Below are 18,211 nucleotides of genomic sequence, written 5' to 3'. Positions count from 1 at the left end.
TAGTATAAAGGGAACGCTTTGATTATGGCAATGGAGCAATAACGATAATCAAGTTAAGTTTGAGAAATAACCGCGTCAGAGACTTAATAAAATAATATGTAAGAAAATATTTTAAAATAATCCGCGCCATAAAATGTGACGCGGATTTATTAGTATTATTAGTGCCAGACTGAATCAGGAACCTTCGCTAGATACAGCGCAGGCTTTCCATCTACGTCAGAAGTAAACAGGACTTGTTTATTATCCGGCGTAAAGGAAGGATGTGGGTGAGTAACCTGACGGTCCCCTTCCAACACGTCCCATGATGTATTGTGTTGCGCGATACGATGTTCCTTGCCGGTTTTCAGATTGAAAACATACAGGAACGGGTCGTTCTCGATCTTGTAGCCACCATCGTCCTGCACGTCGACTGGCGCATCGGAACCGTCGCCGACCAACAGCGTGCCATCATAGTTACTCATCAGGTGAGAACACGGCGGCATGACGCGCAGTTGGCGATCTTCCAACGTAACGGGATCGATGCTGCGGATGTAGCGATTGGTATCGTCTTTAAGGTAAGAGACGTAAATCATCGCTGAACCATCTGGAACCCAGAATTCGTGGGTACAGCTTTCGCCTTCTGCATGCTCTTTCACTTTACGCATGTTGGTGCCATCTTCATTGATGAACCACATACGCGCATCAACCAGGTCATGCGGACCTTCGTGGCAGAACGCAACCGTGTTGTCATCACCCGGACGGTAGATTGGGTGACCCAGCCACTGGTTTTCCTGAAGGATAGTCTCCGCTTCGCCCGTTATCAAATCGACGCGAATCAGACGACAGCAAGGGTTGGTGAAATAGAATTCCTGGAATTTTTTCCAATCGGTCAGTGGTTTCCAGTCTTCTTTTTTGATCTCAATACCGACCATTTTGGTGCAATCGGAGTTGGCAACCCAAGTACCGTAGCCGACCCAATCGTCAGGTACCTGATAAATCGTTTTCTCTTCCAGCGTAGCCAGATCGACACGCATCAGATTACGGGTATTTTTAACGTAATACAGCGCATCGTCATTCGGAGACAGGAAACCACCGAAGGTGTTGTCGCCTTTGCCTTCCGTCAGCTGCGTGGCGCTCTGCTCTTTTAAATCCAGCAGGTAGTAATTCCACGGGCCATCAAACGCAGCGCCAAACAGCAGCTTGCTGCCGTCATTGAAGAAACACTTCTGATAGAAATAGTTGCGGTGGCAGATAACATCGGGCGGGGTTAAGCGCACAACTTCGGTGCCGGTTGCTGAATCCTGGTAGGTATGAAACGTTAGGGGGATCTTGTTACCTTTGGCCATCCGTAAATCCTTAGAACTTATCATGAAGAATCTGACGCCACACGCGCATACTCTTCGATAACCTGACATTCCGTTCGCCCGATGAATCAGTCATCCCGATACCGGTTGTTCAAAAATCAGGCCACCAATCTCACGCGAGACGCCTGTTATATCGGCATTATAGAAACAATGTTTCATTTTTCCGTGATCGTGGTTTTATTTTATAAAACATTCTTCATATTTTCACCACCTGTTTCAGATCGAATGAAAACATTCGGGCGGAGAAAATGCAGAATCGATGAACCCATAAACGCAGAAATAACAAAGGCCCGAATGGGCCTTTGGGATGAGAGTGTCGGAAGACAGTACCCTGAATTACTTCAGGTATTCGCCGGAGCGCAGCGCTTCAATACGCTTATCCAACGGCGGGTGTGACATGAACAGTTCGCTGAAGGATTTCGATTTTCCGTTAATGCAGAAAGCCATCATGCTGCTCTCTTCCTGCGGCTCATAGCTGGTCTTCAAGCGTTGCAGCGCAGCGATCATTTTCTCACGCCCCACCAGCTTGGCTGAACCAGCATCCGCATGGAATTCACGGTAGCGTGAGAACCACATGGTGATGATGCTGGCAAGAATACCAAACACCAGTTCCAGCACGGTGGCGACAGCAAAATAAACCAGCGGGTTGCCATTGCTGCTTTCACCTTCGTCACGGTTGCCGGATAGGAAACCGGAAACAACCTGCGCGATAAGACGAGAGATAAAGATAACGAAAGTGTTTACGATCCCCTGAACCAACGTCATCGTCACCATGTCGCCATTCGCGATATGGCTAATTTCATGCGCGATAACCGCTTCAGCCTCGTCACGGCTCATGTTTTGCAGTAAACCGGTACTCACCGCCACCAGCGACGCATCACGACGGGCTCCCGTCGCGAACGCATTGATGTCCGGTGCATGGTAGATTGCCACCTGTGGCATCGCGATCCCAGCCTGCTGTGACTGTGAACGAACCGTTTCCATCAGCCAGCGTTCAGTTTCGTTACGTGGTTGTTCAATGACTTCACCGCCAACGGACCGTAACGCCATCCATTTAGACATCAGCAATGAAACAAACGCACCGCCAAAGCCAAACAGCCCAGCCATAATCATTAAGCCCTGGACACTGCTGGACTGAATTCCCGTCAGGCTGAGTACCAGCCCGAAAACCAACATCACCGCCAGGTTGGTGATCAGGAAAAGCGCAATACGCATCATAAAGGTCTGATTTCCTCTTGCAGAAAGATAAAGTTTGCACACATACATCGTATGGGTTGCCGTGGCATTTTCAAGCATTCTTAACTTTTCAGTTACTAAATCCACATAACTTTACACGTTTCAAAAGGAAAGCGGCATCCTGCCTGCTGTCAATCCTGATATGTCAGCGTGACAACGTTGAGCGAAACTCGATAAATTCGGCAGCGTGATCCACCTGAATCGCCCCTACCCCAGCGCGAATTAATGCCCCCCATACGGCGTCAGGTTCGGCTAAGGCTCGCGTGTCGCTGTAGTCGAGCGAATGCGAGCAATCCAGCGTGTTCACCCAAATCCGAACCCCAAGCCGTTGAAACTCGGCATACACCTCGGTCAACACCTCAATATGATCAAAGCTGGCTTCCACAATGCCGACGCCGATATCATCAATCTGTCGTAAAATATCGACGGTTGTCCCCCATTTGAGGTGGATCATCGGCATATAGGGTACTTGGGTATCCAGCGACGGTGATGCAAGGGGAAAACGAGCAGAGGCAAGATCAACCGGGCTTTTCATGATCACACCTTCACTCAGGCCTTTATCGCGAATATCACGGGCGATCACACCAAATTCGTGCTCATGTTTGACATCCACATTGATGACAATACGCCCCCTCGCCTCTTCGAGAACGTCATACAACAACGGGACTTTTTCGTTACTCAATGGCCATGCCGAACCGCCATCGCTCCCGCGTAGACGAGCCTGACGAATCTCCGCCAGCGTCATCTTGCCAATGCAGCCGCTCATATCACTCGTGCGATCGAGCGTATCATCATGAATCACAACAACGTGGCTATCTGCCGTCAATTGCGCATCAATCTCCACGATATCAACGCCCAGACGAATCGCCTCGCGCAGCGCCGCCAGCGAGTTTTCCGGTGCCGATGCCCAAACGCCGCGATGCGCTACTGCCAGAACCGTCGCGTTTTGCGCCGCAATCACGTTCTGAGTTATGCCTCTATTTTGCTTTGTCATCTGTCGAAAACTCCAAATCAACGGGAAATGTCACGAGTGACGGGAAACCGACTGCGCAAAATGCTGCAACAGAAGATCTCCCCGCGAAACCACATTGTCCAGCGCCTGCTGCGGCGTTTCTTGCTCAGCCCAGACCTTCTCCAGCTCTTCATCCATGATGGTGCGAATTTGTGGCATGTTGCCCAAGCGGAACCCGCGCGTATAAGGCAGTGGCGGTTTATTAGTGAGCTGTTTCATCGCAACATCGCTGCCGGGATAGCGGGCATAAAACCCCTGCTCACGCGTCAGATCGTAGGCAGGCTGTGTCACGGGCAGATAGCCCGTCATCTGATGCCATTCTGCGGCATTTTCTGGCAACGTCAGGAAATGCAGGAATTCAGCGATCCCTTGATAATGCGATGCCGCTTTCCCTTTCATGACCCAGAGGCTTGCCCCTCCGATAAACGTATTCTGCGGCGCGCCTTTCGCTTCTTCGCTGTAAGGCAGCATCCCTACGCCGTAGTGAAATTTTGCATAGTTCTGAATCTTGCGTAGCCCGCCCGATGACGTGGTCAATATGCCGCAATCGCCGTTATAAAAGCGCGTGGTGCCTTCGTCATTACGACCAAAATAGCTGAACGATTTATTCTTCATCATCTCCGCAAGTTGGGTGATGTGCGCAACCTGCAACGGGCCATTCACCAGCAGGTGTGCATCGACCCCATCGAAGCCATTGTTTTTCGTCGCAATCGGCAGCCCGTTCCAGACGCTAAACGCTTCCAGTAATATCCAGCCCTGCTGCCCAGCATTCGTATAGCCGCATGTCATCCCGCTCTCACGCAACCGCATCGCGTCGTACGCCAGCTCATTCCAGGTGCGTGGTGGCTTATCAGGATCGAGTCCCGCCTTAATAAACGCATCTTTGTTGTAGTAGAGAACGGGGGTTGAACTGTTAAACGGCTGGGAAATCAGGTGCCCAGTCTGGCTGTCGCTGTAAAACAACTCCACCGCAGGCAAAAAGGCTTTTTCGTCATTATCGATACCAACCTGCTTGAACAAATCGAACACCGGGATAATCGCCCCGCTGTGCATCATATTCGGTGTACCGACATCATAAACCTGCAAAATATCCGGCGCGTTACCTGTGCGGTAAGCCGCAATGCCAGTAGCCAGCGTCTGTTCATAGCTGCCCTTGTAGATAGGCTCAACGTGATACACCGTCTGAGATTCGTTAAACCGGTTGACCAGCCGTATCAATTCCGTGTTCAGGTTGCTGTCCATGCCATGCCAAAACGTCAGCTCAACCGCCGCCTTGGCAGACAGCGGAATGAACAAGACCACACTTAACAGCATCAAAAAGATAGACGTGAACCCAAACCGAATCATCATGATGTTTTCTCCGGTACGATTTTTTTAGGAAAATCGCGTTGTTTTTAGGAAAATTTCATTTTGGAAAACGTGTTTTAGGAAAAAGGCGTGCTGATAACGACGCTAGGGTTCGCCTGTGACACGTAGATGATCGGGGAGTGATGAACTGTATCGCGATATTTCAGCAGGTAAGCGAGGGGAGATGGTGTGGCAGAAAAACCTTATGTCAGAAAAACATTGTGACGGGTAGTCCTTCGACTGCCCGCCACGGTATTCGATTAGCTCTGTGCGTGTGCCATATCCGTACGCACTGAAACAGCAACAGGTTGATGTTTAGGTGGTTTAACCCACAGGGTGATCAGCAACGAGATGACCGACATAATGATGATTGCCATGAAGGTGGCCTGGAAGCCCCCTAACTGTGCGGCGATAAACGAGCCAGACAGCGCACCGATACCGAACCCCTGATAAATCACGCCGTAGTTTTTGCTGTGATTTTTCAGGCCGAAGAAGTCGCCAACAATCGCTGGGAATACTGTGATATTACCACCAAAGCAGAAGGCAATGGCGCTGACACAGATAAAGAACAAAATCGGATTCAGCGGCAGGAATGTCATCACGGAGACTGCCAAAATCGTCACGAACAGGGTAAAACTGATCACCCGCATACGTCCGACATTATCGGAAAGTGCACCAAGCACAATACGTCCAACGGTATTAAAAATCGCAATCGCAGACACGGCATTAGCCGCCGTCGCCATATCCATTCCGGCCATTTGCACACCGATATCTTTCACAATGCCAATCAAATACAGGCCGCTCATGCAGGCGGTGAAGAAAATAATAAACAGCAAATATGATTCTTTGGTCGCCAACATTTCAGCCAGTGAGAAATCACGCGTCTGCCCCTGAACCGAAGCCTGTTGAACCGGTACCGCAGCAGGTTCTTTCAGCAGTGAACTACCGACCAGAATCATCGCCATGACGATAATCCCCCAGTAGAAAAAGGCTTCTGACACACCGACTTCCGCAATCAAAAAACTGTTTACGTATTTGAACAGCAGGCTTCCGGTACCGAATGCGCCAACAGAAATGCCCGCTATCAGCCCTTTGCGGTTAGGGAACCATTTGATCAAATTGGATAGGGTCGTGATGTAAGCCGTGCCGTCCGCAAAACCGACAACAACGCCCATCAGCAGATAAATCAGCGTCAGTGACGGGCTTGCTGCACTCGCCATCAGCCCCGCACCCAGCGCGATGCCAGCGATCATCGTTAAGCGGCGCAGACCAATACGCTCCTGAAATTTACCGGCAAACAGCGTGGCAAATGCCAAACAGAAACTGGTAATGGAAAACGTCGTCGCCACAGAGCTCAGCGTCCAGCCGAATTTGTCCACCAGCGGCTGGTTGAATAAACTCCAGGTGTAAATCGTGCCGAGTCCCATTTGGGTGATGATAGTACCGAGGACAATCAATCCCCGGTTAACAGGTTTGGTATTCATGGGCTTTCCCCTACATCAAAAATTGGTCCGATTCACTCGGCACGCTAAAAAATATAAGCTGATGTGGAGAAGAGAAAATCCATCAAAACACTGTCAGCTTATGGGCTGAGGCCAGTATACAAGCGGGCTGACAGTGGTTGATCGAATGGGGAATGAGATGCCTGAAACGTGGAATGAAATGCCGTTAAAGACGCATCAATGACCTGAACGCCTTTATCTTGCTTCTGCTTACTGGGACTTCAAAATCCAGGTCGTTCAATCGCAGGATATAGGTATTGTTAAACCACGGCACAATTTCACGGATTTTCGTCAGGTTGACGCAGTAAGAACGATGGCAGCGGAAGAAGTACTCTTCCGGCAAGCGGCTGCAAAACTCCGTAATATTCATCGGCATGATGAATTCTTCACGTCGAGTATAAACCAGCGTGACCTTTTCCTGCGCGGCAGCATAGTAGATATTGTTAATATCCGTGACGATAATCCGTTCGTCTTTCATCAGGTTAATAGTGTGCTGCGCACTTTTTGGGGCGCTCGCCTGCGCGCCAGTTTCAACAGCAGGTGCTATTTGCCGCTGCTGCCAGGTTGTTTCCAGTTTACGCAGCATCGTGATGATGCGTGATTCATGATACGGTTTGAGAATGTAATCGAAGGCTTCGACTTCAAACGCCTCAACCGCATGTTCTTTGTACGCCGTAATAAAAATGATGTAAGGCTTATGCGCGAACTTGCTGATATTTTGCGCTAGCCAGACGCCATCTAACGAAGGAATATTGATATCCAAAAAGATTGCATCGACGTCGTTATGTTGCAGATATTTCAGTACATCCAGCCCGTCATCAAATGTCGCCGCAATCGTAATATCACTGTGTTGTTTGATGAGATAACTCAGCTCTTGCTGCGCGAGGAACTCATCTTCAACAATAATGGCTTTCATGGGTTGCCTCCTGTTTGTTCAGCAGCAGAATCTCCCGACTGCGGCACCTGAATAGTATCCGGCAACGCCGACGGGGTTTTATCTTCTCGTGGAATGTAGAAATAAATTTCGGTCCCCGGTTCCAGCCGGCGAATATGCAAGCCATCGCCATAGAGCAAGCGGACCCGATGATGGACATTCAGCAGACCAATTCTATTCCCTGGCAATTCGTTACGCGCGACGCGATCCATCGTTTCCTGACTAATGCCATTACCGGTGTCTTTTACCGTCACCAGCAGTTTATCGCCCCGTTCCTTCACGGACAGCACCACCGTTCCTTTACCTCTGCAAGGTTGAATACCATGCACAATCGCGTTTTCTACCAGCGGCTGAATTAACAAACTGGGGATTTTGTACGCTAAATCGTCGTCGATATCGTAAATCACCGTTAGCTTGGCACCGAACCGCGCCTGCTCAATCGCGATATAATCCTGAATCTGGTACAACTCTTTTTTTATATCGATCAGCGCATCGTCGTTGAGTTCGAGGTTATAGCGTAAATAGCGAGACAGATTGATCACCAGTTGGCGCGCGGTATCGGGATTAATACGAATAGACGAGGAGATCGCATTCAGCGCATTAAAAAGAAAGTGCGGATTGATTTTACTTTGCAGCGCTCTCAACTCCGCTTTATTTGCCATATCACGCAGTTGCTCGGTGCGGGACACTTCAATTTGCGTTGACATGATTTGCGATAAACCGACGGCCATCACGCGTAATGAATAGGTAATTTTATGCGCATGACGATAATAGATTTTCAGCGTGCCAGTCACCTGCCCATGTTCCCACAGCGGGATGACAATCATCGAATGGATTTCCGGCGTCAGGTGCTGTTCATCATTATTTTTAATGATGATTTTCCCATCATGGATCGCCTGCTGTGTCATCGGGCTAATTATATCGTGGCCGATATTATACTTTTCTTCCCCAATCCCCACATACGCCTGAATGTGCTGCGTGTTCGTTATCGCTACCGCATCGGCATTAATTTCAGTCCGAATGATCCTACAGATGGCCGTCAGTGAATCGCTGTTGATATTGCGGAAATACGGCAGTGTTTTGTGTGCGATATCCAGCGCGAGTTTGGCCTGTCTGGCGGCAATGACCTCTTTTTCATTCGCCACGCTTTGCACCAGCAGGACGATCAGGCCAATACAAACGGAGCCAAGAATCATCGGCACCGCAATCTTTGAGACAATATCCAGCCCTAACTCGATCGGCGTCGCCCATGCCACAACCAGCAGCATCGTTAACGACTCACACAGCATCCCGCCCAGAATCCCTATGCTCCACTGTTGTTCTTTTTTGACTTTCTTATTGATGTAACCGGAAGTGATACCGGCGATGATGCTGGTAATCAGGCAAGGTACGGAGGTGATACCATCGATATCAATGAGATAGCGGTGCGCACCCGCAATGATACCAGTTGCAATCCCTACCCAAGGGCCAAAGAGAATACCGCCGGACATCACGGCAATCACGCGCACGTTGACGAGCGACCCTTCAACATTAATGCCGGAATACGTACCGAACAGCGCAAACAGTGAAAAGATAGCCGTCACCGTCACCCGCTCTCCTGGCGAGTGTTGCTCTTTTTGCAGTAATTGCCGGAACTGACTGGTTCTTGTCAGAAAAAACAGACAAATCAGCATCAGCGCGGCGCGGTCGAAGACCGCAAGGAGCATCTCAAATATTTCGTGCACGGGACATCCGGTACAGGGTTACGAGCCAGCACTATAGAAAAAATGTGATCCAGATTCCACTTTTTAGTCTGTGAACCGCGTGGGGAGCGCAAAGTATGAAAGCCAGCGGGCGCTGGCTTTCTGGGAAGGCTAGGTGGTACAACCGCTGTTTGTCTATCTTGCTGAAACGTCTATTGGCTTATTCAGTTTCAGTAACTGGGTGAATTCCTCGGCAGGCATTGGATGCCCAAACAGATATCCCTGCGCTTCCTCGCACCCTTTACCCCGCAGACGCTCGCTCTGCTCTAATGTTTCCACCCCCTCGGCAATCACACCCAGACCGAAACTTTTCCCGAGATACAGGATCGCCCGGACAATAGCCGCATCCGGCGGGGACTCGCACATGGTTCTGACAAAAGTTTGATCGATCTTCAGTCGAGTTACAGGGTAGTTTTTAAGCATGCTGAGCGACGCATAACCCGTGCCATAATCATCAAAGGCAATACCGATTCCCGCTTCACGCAACGTATTTAACGGCTGCAACATACTTTCGTCGTAACGCAGAATGATATTCTCCGTGATTTCAAGCTCCAGCGAACTTGGCTGTAACCCTGTACGCGCAAGAATATCCATAATCTTTTGCGCCAACATACCGGTACGAAACTGTGCGCTGAAAAGATTAATGCTGATACGAAAATAGCTGTCGCTCGCCTGGCACCATTCCGCCGCCTGCCTGCATGCCGTTTCGACGATCCAATCTCCGACTCGTTCTGCCCACGGGCCGTTTTCCAGTGCGGTAAGAAATGCGGCAGGGGTCAGCAGCCCTCTTTCTGGGTGACGCCAGCGCAGCAGCGCCTCTGCACCAACAATCTCATTTGTCGCCAGTTTGACCTGTGGCTGATAGAACATCTCAAATTCATGCTGCTCGTAAGCGCGCACAAATTCTAACTGGAAGGCGTGCTTGGCCTGAAAGACATCAAGCAGTTCGCGCGTAAAAAAGCGGTAGCAGTTTCGACCTTCAGACTTCGCCTGATACAGTGCTAAATCCGCGCTGGTCAACAGATCCTGCACGGTCAACCCATATTCTGGGTACAGCACCGCGCCAATACTGGCACTAATATTGATTTGATGATCGTCAATAATCATCGCCTGCGAAATTTCATGGATAATTTGCTCGGCAATTTTTCCCGCGACCTTTTTGTCACTCAGACCGGGAAACAGCAGCGCAAACTCATCCCCACCCATTCTCGCCACAACATCACCGGAGCGAACCGTGGCTTTTATTTTTTTGGCGACATGCACCAGAATATTATCGCCGCTGGAATGCCCCAGACTGTCATTCACATCTTTAAACCCGTCCAGATCGACCATCATGATACAAACCGCAGGTTCATTCTTTAGCGCAGTTTCAAGATTGGATGTCAGCAACGTCCGGTTTGCCAACCCGGTTAACGGATCCAGATGCGCCAGCAAAAACAGCCGCTCTTCATTGCGCCGCCGTTCTGTGATGTCACGCAATATCGCGCCATAACTAATATTGTCGTTGTCTTCCCACATAGAAACCGACAATTCGACTGGAACCAGGCTACCGCCTTTAGCTTGTACGTTGAGTTCCAGCGTTACGCCTTTCATCAGCGAATCCCGATCGGTGACCAAGTGGTTGAGCTGTACGACAAAGGCATCGGGCACGATAGTATTAATACTGCGACCAATAATTTCCTCGTCAGTATATTCCAGCATGTGTTCCGCGGCGGTATTCCAGAAGGTGATCATCCCCTTCTCATTAACACACAAAATGGTATCGGGCGAGGTATTGGCAATATTTTCAAAGCGTACCTGACTGGCTTTACGCGCCAGTTCCAGACGTCGCATTTCCAGCTTGTCCATGACTAATGAAGCCAGGTCCTGCAAATTGTGCTCATCGCGTTTGGTGAATGTCGCTCTGGGTTTTAAATCGACAATGCACAAGGTGCCGATGGCATGCCCCGACGGCGTAATTAATGGAATACCCGCATAAAAACGAATGTAGGGAACGCCCACAACCAGTGGGTTATTTTTAAAACGCGCATCTTTGAGTGCGTCAGGCACTACCATGATCTTTTTCTTTAGGATCGTATGCGCACAAAAAGAGATATCGCGAGGCGTTTCGCAAAAAGGAACGCCCACGCTGGCGGCAAACAGTTGGCGCTCTGCCTCTACCAACGACACCAAAACGATAGGCACGCTGAAGATGTTAGCGGCCAGACTAATCAGATTACTCAGACCAGGGTCAAATAATACGTGCTTAATTCCATACTCACGAAGAGCAGCAAGACGTTTGTCTTCATCTTTGCTTATTGGGGCACGACTCATGGGTTCCCCCTCCCACAGTATTAATGTTCAGATTAGACAAAAATTTAGTGATAAATCCAAAATGTTGCAGCAATGAGCACGATAAGAACAGCAAGCCAACGTTAGCAAACCAAAGCCCCCTATCTTGCCAAGAGTCAAAATGCATGGTGGCTGAGTATGAGTATGGCAAAAGATCCAGACTCTATCCTCCCTGCAAATCATGAATAATAACAAGTGGAAGCATGGATTAAGATAATAGATGAAAAGCGAAATAGAAAGATACCGACGCACTCACAACGTCGAGCGATGAGGTCAGAAAAGAAAGGAGAATGGTTGGTATATTCGAGTACTCACGACCGGATAACGACAACATATTATCAAGTTATTAACAGAATATAACCAACCAGAGAATCATCAGGCGGGGAAATAGGTTATTGAATGCTCAGGCGTATCATTTTTTGCTCGGATCACGACATCCCAAATCCCTGTATAAGGCACTGTTAAATACACTTCGCCTTCCGCATGACGGCAAATAGAATCCTGCGTAGCACTATTCTCTTCGGTCATGGTTTCCTCAGGGCCGGAGCATACTTTGTTAATGACATTTAACATTCGCAAAAATCATTAACTCCCGATAGTCATCATCCAATAGTGCACGTTGCACTTTGCTTTTCATACTCCGGTTTTGTGTGCTCTCCATCTTTGCCAGATTGAGCGCCATCTTTCTGACTAATGACAAGACTTTTGTACCATTCTCATCGTGAATACGGCAAGCATCTTCTTTATAAACAACATCTAATACCCAGTGCAGACTGTTCTCTATGCCCCAGTGATGACGGACCGATGTCGCCATAAACTCTGCATCAATATCGTAAGATGACAGATAAAATGCCGTATCCAGCGTATTCGATTTTTTGTCTTTACGGTGTCTTTCAACCGCGACCAGTGTTTTTATTGAAGGCCATTTCTCCTGTAACTCCGGGCTCAACTCTGCCGGTATTTGAAAAGTAATACGGCGCTCCATTCGGCCATGCCCTTTATCCTGCATTTCATATTGTGCTAACGCGGTATTATCGTTAAACGCCTCATGGAATTGCGCTTTCACTGCATTAAACAATGTCGGCTGATTTCCTTTGACTTGTACAAGGTAATGACCTTTTCTCGCCACAATGCTTTCAAGCGTTTCTTTTTGTGCATGTAACGCATCAAGCGTTATCAGTGCATCCTTGATGTTAAGCATGCAAACAAGATTCTGTACTGTTTTGATTTCTTTTCCTTTTCCCTCGGCCATATCCTGATAAAGCGCAATGCCATTATTCAGGTCATAAGCATTAACAGAGTGAAAATCGTTACGACTCCACAGAGAGGCACTTTTCAGCGTCTTTCCATCAATCGCAATGAGTGGCTTGCTTGATTTGGCGCGAATGTCATTAATCCAGCTAAAAATACAGAACTGAAAGCTGTCGGGATCGACGGCTTTCATTATTCTGGCAATAGTATGACGCCGTGGTATGCCATTGGAAAATAATCGAAATTTTCTTAACCAGTCGAGGCGTAGTTCACCAAACTGTTGAATTTCAGCCCACCCATTTTGTCCACTGGCGACCGCAGCGAGAACAAGAAATAGGACATCAACAAGATGATGTTGTTGATTAATAGGAGAACGAGTTTCCTCTACCAGAGAGAGGTGGTCAAAAAGTGTCATATCAAGACCTCAAAAAGTTATTCTACTTTGAGATCAGTCTATTAGAGAATAGTTCAATTTTTTAACAAAGTGTGATCCGGCCCTGTGGTTTCCTCACCATTGCTCATTTGCACTTCAAATGTATTAGCACACCGGACAATTACCGTATCACCACCAAACAGACTTAAACACGTGCGAATTACAGACATACATCCTCCGCGACACGCAGTCATGCGCATGCTTAATGAAACGAATTTATTGGTTATATTTCCCACAGCGGGATTTCCATAAGAGCAAAATGCATACGGGCAGATTGTGATTTAGATCAAGTGACGCTCACGTTTAAAGCAAATCAGGGGTGGAATAAGACGATACTATGGCAGCCTGATACTTATTAGGATTTTTGATAATCGAGTGATAGCGCTTAGGGATGTCGGCGGTATCTCATCAAGCCACACAAGGTGTGCCTTACACCATAACAACTTAAGTCGTATTTTAAGTTGTATTCATACGCAGTTTTCACATGTCCTAATGACGAATGGCGTTGGTTTTTTTTAAACAAGATTAATACCCGCTTGATAAATGACAACCTAGGTTGTACATTGAACGGATGAAAACGACACTTGCAGAACGATTAAAGACCGCCAGAACTGCCCAAGGGCTTAGTCAAAAAGCACTTGGCGACATGATTGGCGTATCTCAGGCCGCCATACAGAAGATCGAGGTGGGGAAAGCGTCGCAGACAACCAAAATTGTTGAGCTTTCCAATACACTACGTGTTCGCCCTGAATGGTTGGCAAACGGCGAAGGCCCAATGCGTAGCAGTGAAGTCACTCGCTCGCTCCAGGAACCCAGCATTCCGCCAAAATCCGAATGGGGCACCGTATCAGCTTGGGACAGCACGACAGAACTATCAGAGGACGAGGTGGAAGTGCCTTTCTTAAAGGATATTGAGTTTGCCTGCGGCGACGGACGCATTCAAAGTGAGGATTACAACGGCTTTAAGCTCCGTTTCTCTAAAGCTACACTGCGTAAGGTTGGTGCAAATACGGACGGTTCAGGCGTTCTTTGCTTCCCGGCAGCGGGTGACAGTATGGAGCCCATCATTCCTGATGGAACGACCGTCGCGGTTGATACCAACAACAAACGCATCATTGATGGAAAGCTCTACGCCATTGCTCAGGAAGGCGGCGGTAACGATAAGCTAAAACGAATCAAACAGCTTTACCGCAAGCCAGGCGGTCTTCTCACCATTCATAGCTTCAATCGCGAGACTGACGAAGAGGCCTACGAATCCGACGTCGAGATCATTGGCCGCGTGTTCTGGTATTCCGTGCTGCTATAGCCCGATACTGGTGGAATCTCGCGCCATAACGCTCTATTTTCCTCTCATCAAAGCCGATGGACCGATACGGACATCGGCTTGTTTTATCAATAAATGTTTCAGCGCTAAAAAGCGTTTACCCCCGCACAAATAACCTTACCTACGCGCAACAGTTTTATACAATCCCCGTGCTATTGTTTCATCAACCCTTGTTGATGTTGTGTTATTCATCCTGTCTATGTTGTTCCTTTCCCGCCCTGTGGCGGGATTTTTTTTGCCCCTAATCTGGCCTTTTTTATGTGTAGCCCTGGAAGCTGTCATTTCTTTTTACAACCAAAAACAACTCAAATTAAAACTAAAGATGTTGACACAAAAACAACTATAGTTTTAAATAGACACATAGCAGCAGGGCATCCCTGCAAAGGTAACAACCCAGTTTTCACGTCAGTAACAACACACATAACAATAGGGTGATTTATGACTGAGCCACAATTTCGCAGTAAAGGTCCCGAGCTTCTGGTCGAGCTTTCTCAACACGTTGCCGATACGGTCAAAACCGTCACGGAGTTGGATCCACAAACCGCCGAACTGGTCGGCAATGCCGTTGCCAAACATATGATGACCGTATGGGGCGGACAAAACGTTTATTTCCCGATGGGAATCTCTTGGCGCGCGTCTCAACGCGATCTTCAAATCTATGAAGAATTTGACGGACGCAATCACAGCGCTCTGGCTAAAAAATATAATGTCTCGCTGCAATGGATTTATAAAATTGTCAGAACGATGCGAAAAGAGGAACTGCTGGCAAAACAGCACACTCAGGCATAATGCAAAAAACATAAATTAAAAACCCAGGTGATAATTAAAAGAAACAATAAAACAGATAATTTAATAACAACTATAATTTTTTGCTTTTAATAAAAAAATAACCTAAGTCATGAAAATGGTGCAAATGTAGCAAGGTATTCCTATACGCTGATGCCGGACCACACACGCAGTTTGAAGTATGACAGATACATTTTAAAATAATACCGAATGGTAATTAATAGAATGGGTACGTTTACGTATCCATTCTTTTTTATATCTCCAACATTTTGTTCTTAGAAAGATCGCCCTCCTATACTCTTTCCTATCTTCTTATTCAAATCAATCAGCTAAAAAAACCACAAACATGCATTTACAATGCATAAATCAATTTTTAACCATTAAGAGCGTGATAACGTTGCCCTACGATCCCTTCGGTGTATTGAAAGCGCCGAGTGAAAAAAATAAATGGGGGCAATTGAGAGCAATGAGTGAGAAAGCAAGAAAGCGGTGGCAACGCCGCCCCGGAACCACTGGCGGTAAACTTCCCTGGAATGACTGGCGCAACGCCCTGACCTGGCGCAGAGCGACGCAAATTCTGCTACTGGCAATCAACATCTATATCGGCGTCACCTTCTACTTTTGGGTACGCTACTTTGAAACCGGCGGCACGAGCCTTTATATGTCAAGGCCGGGCGGTATTGAGGGCTGGCTGCCGATTGCCGGATTGATGAACGTGAAGTTCACGTGGGAAACCGGTAATTTCCCCCCTATCCATCTTGCGTCAATGTTATTACTTCTCGCATTTATTCTCACCAGCCTGTTACTGAAGAAATCATTCTGCTCATGGCTGTGTCCTATCGGCACGATTTCCGAGTGGGTAGGTGCATTGGGGAAAAAAATATTTGGACGTCACCTCATTCTTCCGAAGTGGCTGGATATTCCGCTGCGTAGTCTGAAATATTTGTTATTAAGCTTTTTCCTCTATATCGCTTTATCGATGCCAGCACAGGGAATTTATATGTTCCTGATGTCGCCTTACGGCTTAATCGCCGACGTCAAGATGCTTGGCTTCTTCCGTAATATCGGCACCATCACGTTGGCCTGCGTTTTTCTTTTTACGTTTGTCAGCCTGTTCGTCCGCCATTTTTGGTGTCGTTATCTCTGCCCTTACGGTGCACTCTTGGGGGTATTTTCACTATTGTCACCCTTCAAGATTCGTCGCAACGCCACCAGCTGTATCGATTGCGGCAAGTGCGCTAAGGCCTGCCCGTCTAACATTCCGGTGGATAAGCTCATTCAGGTGAGAACAGCGGAGTGCACGGCCTGTATGACCTGCGTCGAATCGTGCCCAGTGTCATCAACGCTCCATTTTTCGCTGACGAAGCCTTCAGGCTCACAGGAAAAAGGCAGCTCAACAACCAAACCGCTATGGCGACAAACTGCACTGTCCGGTATCACGATGACGGTACTGGTGCTCGGTATCCTTTTCGGCATGATCGGTTTTGCAATGTACACCGGTGGCTGGGACAGTCCGATTCCCGAACACATGTACTTCCGGCTTATACCTGGCTCGCAGAGCATTGGTCATCCATAAAGAAAAAGGGGCCAAATTGGCCCCTAATGCCAGTCAGTTAAGCAACTGACTGGCTGGTTTTCTCCAAGCCTTGCCGTATTTCTGCGGCCTTTCCTTCACCACTCTCGGGAAGGCCCTTTCTCTTCTGGCGGGGAGTTTTACCAACTGCGCAAGACTCTCCAGGTCCCGCAACAGTTCCGGGATTCGGCCCGGTGAAGCGCCCTGTAGCGTCATCAGCATTCTCATGACCAGACCGCTCGATTCGCTAAAGCTCAACTGGTTCGGCCAGTATCCTTTCAGATGACCTGCCATTTTAATCATCTGATAACGCACCAGATTATAGGCAAGCAGCACGCCCCACAGTTCCTGTTCAACCAGTTCCGGCTTCTTACTCCTCACGGTCAGTCTGTTCAGTTGCATCGTCTGTTTTATCTCACTGTAACCCAGTTCGATTTCCCAACGATGACTGTACAAGTCAGCCATCTCTCCGCCTGGATAACGCATCGCATCCGTCATTGAGGTCAGCAGATAGTAGACTTTCCCCTTCCGGGTGAGGGTCAGCAGTCGGGCGGTCAGTTCATCTCCCAGACCAGGCCATTTCTTGCGGGCCTGCGGACTCGTTTTCAGTTTCACCAGATGGTCGCTTTTCCCCAGCTTTCGTATCACTTCATACTGCGCACCTTTCCTCAGCGGTATCATCCAGTGACGATGCTCTCCCGCCTGACTCCAGGCGTTCAGCAGACCCAGCGAGTAGTAGCCTTTATCCAGTAGTGTCAGTGTGTTATCCCCGGTCTGTACTATCAGTTGCTCAGCCAGCGTGCATTCGCTGTCTTTCATCGTGCCGAATACCGCTGCGGTTAGCAGATGGCTGGTCAGCTCCATCTGACAGACCATTTTTACCTGAGGATATAACCCGGGTTGCCCGGCATAAGTTTGTCGGGGAAAGGCCCTATCGTTTTCCGGTGTGTCCGGGGTGCGCCAGACCACACCGTCTACCGCCAATAGGGTGAGGCCGCACCAGTGTGGATGAGTCGTGGCGTTGTGCCACAGTTGTGCGGTTTGTGTGAACACACGGCGAACAGCCTCGCTTCCCAGTCTCTGGCGTGCCTGGATAACAGCGCTGGGGGCGACGAAGGGGCGATTCCCCGGCAGCATGATATCCAGCCGGTTAACAATCTGATGCAGGGGCTCTTTACGTTCGAGTGCCATACCGACGATACACCAGACCATCATTTCCAGAGGAAGGCGGCGTTTGCGCAGAGTGACCGTGCCGGACTCAGCAAGGCAACGAGCAATAAGTTCTGGGTCAAGAAAATCGGCAAGAGAGGTCATCGGATTACGTAATGAATCGTAGCGGGAGACGAGATCAAGAGCCTGTCCAATGTGCATAAAAAATCCGGAAATGGGTAAGCATT

14 protein-coding genes are annotated in these 18,211 nt (G+C 48.5%); 3 read left to right on the top strand and 11 right to left on the bottom strand.

Annotated elements, in window-relative coordinates:
• Nucleotides 1–158: 158 nt before the first annotated feature.
• The 10 genes from ogl to EIP93_RS10565 all read right to left on the bottom strand — a co-directional run bounded on the left by ogl (nucleotide 159) and on the right by EIP93_RS10565 (nucleotide 13,113).
• Complete coding sequence (gene ogl, locus EIP93_RS10610) at nucleotides 159–1,325, bottom strand: oligogalacturonate lyase (RefSeq protein WP_010275714.1); 1,167 nt, start codon at nucleotides 1,323–1,325, stop codon at nucleotides 159–161.
• Between the two features lie 354 nt (nucleotides 1,326–1,679).
• Nucleotides 1,680–2,561, bottom strand: a complete 882-nt coding sequence (gene htpX / locus EIP93_RS10605; protein WP_010297866.1) for a protease HtpX — start codon at nucleotides 2,559–2,561, stop codon at nucleotides 1,680–1,682.
• 163 nt (nucleotides 2,562–2,724) lie between these two features.
• Nucleotides 2,725–3,573 (bottom strand): glycerophosphodiester phosphodiesterase family protein, encoded by an 849-nt coding sequence (locus tag EIP93_RS10600; protein WP_125232686.1) that lies wholly within the window; start codon nucleotides 3,571–3,573, stop codon nucleotides 2,725–2,727.
• A gap of 30 nt (nucleotides 3,574–3,603) precedes the next feature.
• Nucleotides 3,604–4,941 carry a sn-glycerol-3-phosphate ABC transporter substrate-binding protein UgpB gene (gene ugpB / locus EIP93_RS10595; protein WP_125232685.1) on the bottom strand — a complete coding sequence of 446 codons (1,338 nt, stop codon included), beginning with the start codon at nucleotides 4,939–4,941 and terminating at the stop codon, nucleotides 3,604–3,606.
• Between the two features lie 257 nt (nucleotides 4,942–5,198).
• Complete coding sequence (locus EIP93_RS10590; protein ID WP_107332936.1) at nucleotides 5,199–6,422, bottom strand: L-lactate MFS transporter; 1,224 nt, start codon at nucleotides 6,420–6,422, stop codon at nucleotides 5,199–5,201.
• 184 nt (nucleotides 6,423–6,606) lie between these two features.
• Nucleotides 6,607–7,356: a LytR/AlgR family response regulator transcription factor gene (locus EIP93_RS10585; RefSeq protein ID WP_125232684.1), complete on the bottom strand. Its 750-nt coding sequence runs from the start codon at nucleotides 7,354–7,356 to the stop codon at nucleotides 6,607–6,609.
• Nucleotides 7,353–9,098: a sensor histidine kinase gene (locus tag EIP93_RS10580; RefSeq protein ID WP_103860800.1), complete on the bottom strand. Its 1,746-nt coding sequence runs from the start codon at nucleotides 9,096–9,098 to the stop codon at nucleotides 7,353–7,355. The genes EIP93_RS10585 and EIP93_RS10580 overlap by 4 nt, the downstream gene beginning before the upstream one ends.
• Nucleotides 9,099–9,251: 153 nt before the next feature.
• Complete coding sequence (locus tag EIP93_RS10575; RefSeq protein WP_103970912.1) at nucleotides 9,252–11,429, bottom strand: sensor domain-containing phosphodiesterase; 2,178 nt, start codon at nucleotides 11,427–11,429, stop codon at nucleotides 9,252–9,254.
• Nucleotides 11,430–11,822: 393 nt separating this feature from the next.
• Nucleotides 11,823–11,975 (bottom strand): hypothetical protein, encoded by a 153-nt coding sequence (locus tag EIP93_RS10570; RefSeq protein ID WP_241229573.1) that lies wholly within the window; start codon nucleotides 11,973–11,975, stop codon nucleotides 11,823–11,825.
• Between the two features lie 28 nt (nucleotides 11,976–12,003).
• Nucleotides 12,004–13,113, bottom strand: coding sequence for an ISAs1 family transposase (locus tag EIP93_RS10565; protein WP_025919286.1), 1,110 nt, complete (start codon nucleotides 13,111–13,113; stop codon nucleotides 12,004–12,006).
• A 589-nt stretch (nucleotides 13,114–13,702) separates the two neighbouring features.
• On the opposite strand from EIP93_RS10565, the gene EIP93_RS10560 reads away from it, so the two are divergent.
• The 3 genes from EIP93_RS10560 (at nucleotide 13,703) to EIP93_RS10550 (ending at nucleotide 16,817) form a co-directional block, all read left to right on the top strand.
• On the top strand, nucleotides 13,703–14,437 hold the full coding sequence (locus EIP93_RS10560) for an XRE family transcriptional regulator (RefSeq protein ID WP_103860803.1): 735 nt from the start codon (nucleotides 13,703–13,705) through the stop codon (nucleotides 14,435–14,437).
• 456 nt (nucleotides 14,438–14,893) lie between these two features.
• Nucleotides 14,894–15,244: a Mor transcription activator family protein gene (locus tag EIP93_RS10555; RefSeq protein WP_103860804.1), complete on the top strand. Its 351-nt coding sequence runs from the start codon at nucleotides 14,894–14,896 to the stop codon at nucleotides 15,242–15,244.
• Between the two features lie 463 nt (nucleotides 15,245–15,707).
• Nucleotides 15,708–16,817 carry a 4Fe-4S binding protein gene (locus tag EIP93_RS10550; protein WP_125232683.1) on the top strand — a complete coding sequence of 370 codons (1,110 nt, stop codon included), beginning with the start codon at nucleotides 15,708–15,710 and terminating at the stop codon, nucleotides 16,815–16,817.
• Nucleotides 16,818–16,850: 33 nt separating this feature from the next.
• Here the strand turns inward: EIP93_RS10550 and EIP93_RS10545 are convergent, their stop codons facing one another.
• Nucleotides 16,851–18,185, bottom strand: a complete 1,335-nt coding sequence (locus tag EIP93_RS10545) for an IS4 family transposase (RefSeq protein WP_125232682.1) — start codon at nucleotides 18,183–18,185, stop codon at nucleotides 16,851–16,853.
• Nucleotides 18,186–18,211 lie beyond the last annotated feature (26 nt).

Origin of the sequence: Pectobacterium versatile (genome assembly GCF_003932035.1) — a bacterium.
Classification (GTDB): Bacteria; Pseudomonadota; Gammaproteobacteria; order Enterobacterales; family Enterobacteriaceae; genus Pectobacterium; species Pectobacterium versatile.
Note: the sequence above shows the minus strand (reverse complement) of the source record. Positions and strands in the feature narration are given on the sequence as shown.